Annotated in this window: 6 protein-coding genes; 1 reads left to right on the forward strand and 5 read right to left on the reverse strand. The window is 63.2% G+C overall.

What is annotated here, in order from left to right; translation table 11 throughout:
• The 3 genes from ABJF10_RS29680 to ABJF10_RS29690 all read right to left on the reverse strand — a co-directional run.
• A partial coding sequence (locus tag ABJF10_RS29680) for a hypothetical protein (protein ID WP_348548219.1) occupies nt 1-572 on the reverse strand: 572 nt, incomplete at its 3' end.
• Nucleotides 572-826: a glutaredoxin domain-containing protein gene (locus ABJF10_RS29685; RefSeq protein WP_348548220.1), complete on the reverse strand. Its 255-nt coding sequence runs from the start codon at nt 824-826 to the stop codon at nt 572-574. The genes ABJF10_RS29685 and ABJF10_RS29680, both read right to left, overlap by 1 nt.
• A complete protein-coding gene (locus ABJF10_RS29690; RefSeq protein WP_348548221.1) occupies nt 823-1,182 on the reverse strand; it encodes a hypothetical protein in 360 nt (119 codons plus the stop codon). Before ABJF10_RS29690 ends, ABJF10_RS29685 begins: the two co-directional genes overlap by 4 nt.
• 244 nt (nt 1,183-1,426) lie before the next feature.
• Between ABJF10_RS29690 and ABJF10_RS29695 the strand changes: the two genes are divergently transcribed.
• On the forward strand, nt 1,427-1,861 hold the full coding sequence (locus tag ABJF10_RS29695; protein WP_348548222.1) for an RNA-binding protein: 435 nt from the start codon (nt 1,427-1,429) through the stop codon (nt 1,859-1,861).
• A 65-nt stretch (nt 1,862-1,926) separates the two neighbouring features.
• On the opposite strand, the gene ABJF10_RS29700 is transcribed toward ABJF10_RS29695, so the two are convergent.
• A complete protein-coding gene (locus ABJF10_RS29700; protein ID WP_348548223.1) occupies nt 1,927-3,012 on the reverse strand; it encodes a S41 family peptidase in 1,086 nt (361 codons plus the stop codon).
• A gap of 14 nt (nt 3,013-3,026) precedes the next feature.
• The coding region (gene purD / locus ABJF10_RS29705; RefSeq protein WP_348548224.1) for a phosphoribosylamine--glycine ligase at nt 3,027-4,271 on the reverse strand (1,245 nt) is incomplete at its 5' end.

The raw sequence follows: 4,271 nt of genomic DNA on the forward strand, positions 1-4,271 counted from the left end.
GTCTGGTCGCCGCGCAGGCGGTTCACACGCCATTGCGGGACGAGCTTGAGGCTGTAGCTGAAGGGGTAATTCCACGTCGTCCAGATCGTGCCGTCCTTCGCTCGCGAACTGACGCTCAGGTAGAAAAACGCCACATCCCGCTGGTCGATCAGGCAGATCGCCGTCTGGGTGCGCTCGTCCGCTTTATAGAAAAGACGGAAAAATTGCGCGTAGTCCTCCCAGTCCCAACCCGAATCGCTCACATGCTCGAACTTCTCGCCTTCGATCTCCTCCGTGATCTCGTTCAACGCGGGAAAGACCTCCGAGTTGGGCGGGGTCTTGTGGCGCAGGTTCTTTTCCAGCGGCAACGTGAGCCGGCGGACCCGGGTGAGGATCTCCAGCCAGGGCAGGAGCAGCCAACTGGCCGCGCAAAAAGCGCCGACGCCCCAGTAACCCGTCAGTTTCCAGCCCGCGAGAAACGAGGTGGCCAGCACGCCCACGGCGCCCAGCTTGCGCAGCGCGGGGTGGTGAAAGCTGCGGAGGGCGAAGCTGAACACAGCTACACCGAGAATCAGCAGCAGGTTGGAGAACATCAGGGGGCGATGCTGTGCTTTTTCAGGAAAACTGCAAGTTCCTCCGGCCCGAAGTCCGGGAGGATCAGCCCGTCCGCGGTGACCAGCGTGGGCGTGAGACGCTGGCCGGAGAGACGGATCATCTCATCATAATCCGCGCGCGTCTTTTCCACGTCGATCAGGGTGTAGCGGTAGCCGCGCGTATCGAGCCATTCCTGGGCGCGCACACACCATGGGCACCAGACTTTTACGTAGAGCTTGAGGGCTGGGGTCATTTGGCCTGCTCGGCCTTCCATTTTTCCGCCCGGCCATCCAGGTAGTGCTGCACGTTGTTACGGTAGGTGGCGACTTGCTCCGGGGTGAGGTCCTTTTCCTCGATCACTTTGACGATGGCCGCCTCGGTGGTGAAAGTGGCGCCCGCCAGTTGGAGTACGACCTTGGTCTGTTGTTCCTTGAACATGACCACGGGAAACGTATCGCCCTTGTCCATCACCCAGTGCGCGCCGTCGTTCAGTCGCACGTCGGCGTTCGCCGTGAGCATGGCATAAAGGACAAAGCGCTTCTTTTCAGCAGCCTGTAGGCTACAGCCGAGAACGAGGATTAGGATGACAAGGACAAGACGATTCGCCACGGGCCTAGTTTCCTTGCCTTGGGCGGAAAATCAACCGGGATTGCCCTTTCCGGCGTCTGGCGGCAAAAGATAAAATTGGCTTTGCATTTCGTGAACTTTCCCTAACCTTTGCGGAGCAAATACAGACCTTAGCACAGCCCTCGGAGTTGGGGAGATTGTCAGTTGAACCTGTTCAGTGACGACTTGAAACCGATTTCCGGGAACCGTCACCGAAGACCGCGCTCAGGCCAACAGACTAAATTACATGGGTAATAAACTCTACGTGGGCAATCTCTCCTTCAATACGACGGAGACCGACCTCCAGGATTATTTCGCACAAGCCGGTCCTGTGACCGAAGTACTGCTGGTGCAGGACAAATTCACCGGCAAATCACGCGGGTTCGCCTTCGTCACCATGGTGAACGACGGCGACGCGCAGACTGCTATCACGCAATTCCACGGGAAGCCCTTCGACGGTCGCACGCTGACTGTGAATGAAGCGCGTCCGCGCGAAGACCGTCCGCCCGGTGGCGGCGGCGGCGGGGGTGGCTATCGGGGTGGCGGTGGCGGGGGTGGTGGCCGCGGCGGCGGTTATGGTGGAGGTGGCGGCGGTCGTGGAGGTGGCGGCGGCTACGGTGGTGGCCGTGGCGGCGGCGGTGGGGGTTACGGCGGTGGCCGCGGAGATCGCGGCGACCGGTAACGACCGTCTGCCCAGCCAGCTCAGCAAAAGTTTTTCAGCGCGGTCCGTTCACTCCGGGCCGCGCTTTACTTTTGGGCCGGCTTGCGCTCGTAGATCGCGATCGTCGTGATGAAGTCCACGGCGCGCTGCAGGACGACGTCACGGAGTGGCGGTTGCGGTTTCTCGCCGCGGTTCTTTTGCGCTGCTTGGGCGGCGTCCAGGTCAGGATTCGTCCCGGCGACCAGCGCCGCTTCATTCAGGCGCGGACGCTCCGTCTCGAAAACAAATTCGCCTACGCCCTTTTCCAACTCCTGTTGCAGCACCTTTTCTGTGGTCTCGGCGGGAACCTCGACCGCGAGATCCGGCTTCACGCCGCCGGGAAACACCGGGGCGCTTTCCGGCAGCGAAACTTCCGCCACGGCGACCCGCAGCGCCCGGCCGTTGCTCAGTGGGAATTCGGAAAACTCCGCCGCTTCGCCGCGCGTCTGCTGGCCGATGACCAGCGCCTTGACGTGCGTGCGCAACACCGCGGCGATGACCTCGGCATTACCCGCGGTGCTCCGGTCGACGAGGGCGACCAGGATGCCCTGGTATTTGGGTTCATCCTTCGAAGTCAGGATTTGCTCCTGCTTGATGTTCGGCTTTTTCACCGAGAAGAGCACCTTGCCCTTGGGACAAAACCGGCGGCAGATATCGGCCGTCTGCTCGAATTCACTCCCCGCTGGCGTGGCGCGCAAGTCCAGCACCAGCGCGGGCAGTTTGCTGGCCGTGAATTTGCCCAGTGCCGCGTCCAGTTCACCCACATTGCCCGCCGTAATCGCCCCGAGGCGCACGTAGCCGATGCGATTGTCCAGAATCTCCGAGCGAAAGGGGCTCGCGCCAATTTCCCGGCCGGCGACGCTTTCGATGATGGCGGCTCCGGGGGCGAGGCGATTGAGCAAGCCCTGCACTGTTGCACGGTGTTGTTCCCCATCGGAGAGCGCGTCTGGCTTGATGTAATTGTCCTTCAATAGATGAATGACCTGGTCGAGTTCCGCATCGCTGAGCGCGTCCACCGCGGTGCGGGTCGTGAGAGGCGCCTTCTTGGGTGGCGAATCGGGAGCCTGCCCGCGCACGAAGGCGCACGGCAAAAGCGTGAGAGCGGCCACTGCGGAAACTACGGGGAATTTCATAAGGCGCGGCGAACCTAGGTGCTGAGCCCTTTGACTGCAATATCGCGCCGGAATTGCCGGCCTTCGAAATCAATATCCTCGACCGCCGCGTAGGCGCGCTCTCGGGCGGTCGCGAGGTCGCCGGCCAGCGCGGTCACGCCCAGCACGCGGCCTCCGGCGGTCACGACCTGGCCATTCTCCTGCCGGGTGCCGGCGTGAAAGACGGTCACGTTCTCCGGCGGGTTTTCCAGTCCGGTGATCGCCTTGCCGGTGGCATAGCTGCCGGGGTAGCCGCCCGATGCCATGACGACGCACACGGCCGGTTCGGGTCTCCAAGCCGCCTGCGCGCCGGCGAGCCGTCCATCGATCGTGGCCTCGAGTAATTCCACGAGATCGCTCTCCAGGCGCGTGAGCAGCACCTGCGTTTCCGGGTCGCCGAAACGGCAATTGAACTCCAGCACCTTCGGCCCCTCGGCGGTGATCATCAGGCCGGGGAAGAGCATCCCGCGAAAATCGAGGCCGTCCTTTTGCAGGCCGGCGATGAAGGGGTCGAGCACCTCGCGCCGCACGCGCTCCTCGAGCGCCGGGGTGAGCAATCTCGAAGGCGGGCTGAAGGTGCCCATGCCGCCGGTGTTCGGCCCCTGGTCGCCGTCGAGCGCGCGCTTGTGGTCCTGCGCGGCGGGGAAAAGCAGGTAGTCTTTGCCATCGACCAGCGCGTGGATCGAGCACTCCTCGCCCTCGAGGAATTCCTCGATGAGCACCTGGCTGCCGGCGTCGCCAAACTTGCGCGCGTCCATGATCTCGTGGATCGCCAGCCCGGATTCCCACGAGTTTTGCGCGATGATCACGCCCTTGCCGAGCGCCAGTCCATCCGCCTTCACCACCAGGGGATGCCGCGCCTTCTGGCAGAAGCGCTGCGCCTCGCTGCTATCGGAAAAGCTGCCCGCCTTGGCCGTCGGAATCCCATGGCGCTCCATGAATTCCTTGGCGAAGACCTTCGACGATTCCAGCCGCGCCCCGCTCTGTGTCGGGCCGAAGATGCGCAGGCCGTGCTTCTGGAAAAGATCGACGATACCCGCGGCCAGCGCGTCATCCGGGCCCACGACTGTCAGGTCGATGCCTTCGCGCTGGGCAAACTCCACGAGCTTTTGCTGCTCGGTGATCTTGATCGGCACATTCGTGGCCAGTTGCGCCGTGCCGGCGTTGCCGGGCGCGCAGAAAAGCGCGCGCACGCGGGGCGATTGCTGAAGTTTCCAGACGAGCGCGTGTTCGCGCCCGCC

Source organism: Chthoniobacter sp. (genome assembly GCF_040003245.1).
Taxonomy (GTDB): domain Bacteria; phylum Verrucomicrobiota; class Verrucomicrobiia; order Chthoniobacterales; family Chthoniobacteraceae; genus Chthoniobacter.

Coding starts and splice junctions, on each gene's coding strand:
- ABJF10_RS29685 (WP_348548220.1), bottom strand. CDS start 826: ATGACCCCAGCCCTCAAGCTCTACGTAAAAGTCTGGTGCCCATGGTGT.
- ABJF10_RS29695 (WP_348548222.1), top strand. CDS start 1,427: ATGGGTAATAAACTCTACGTGGGCAATCTCTCCTTCAATACGACGGAG.
- ABJF10_RS29700 (WP_348548223.1), bottom strand. CDS start 3,012: ATGAAATTCCCCGTAGTTTCCGCAGTGGCCGCTCTCACGCTTTTGCCG.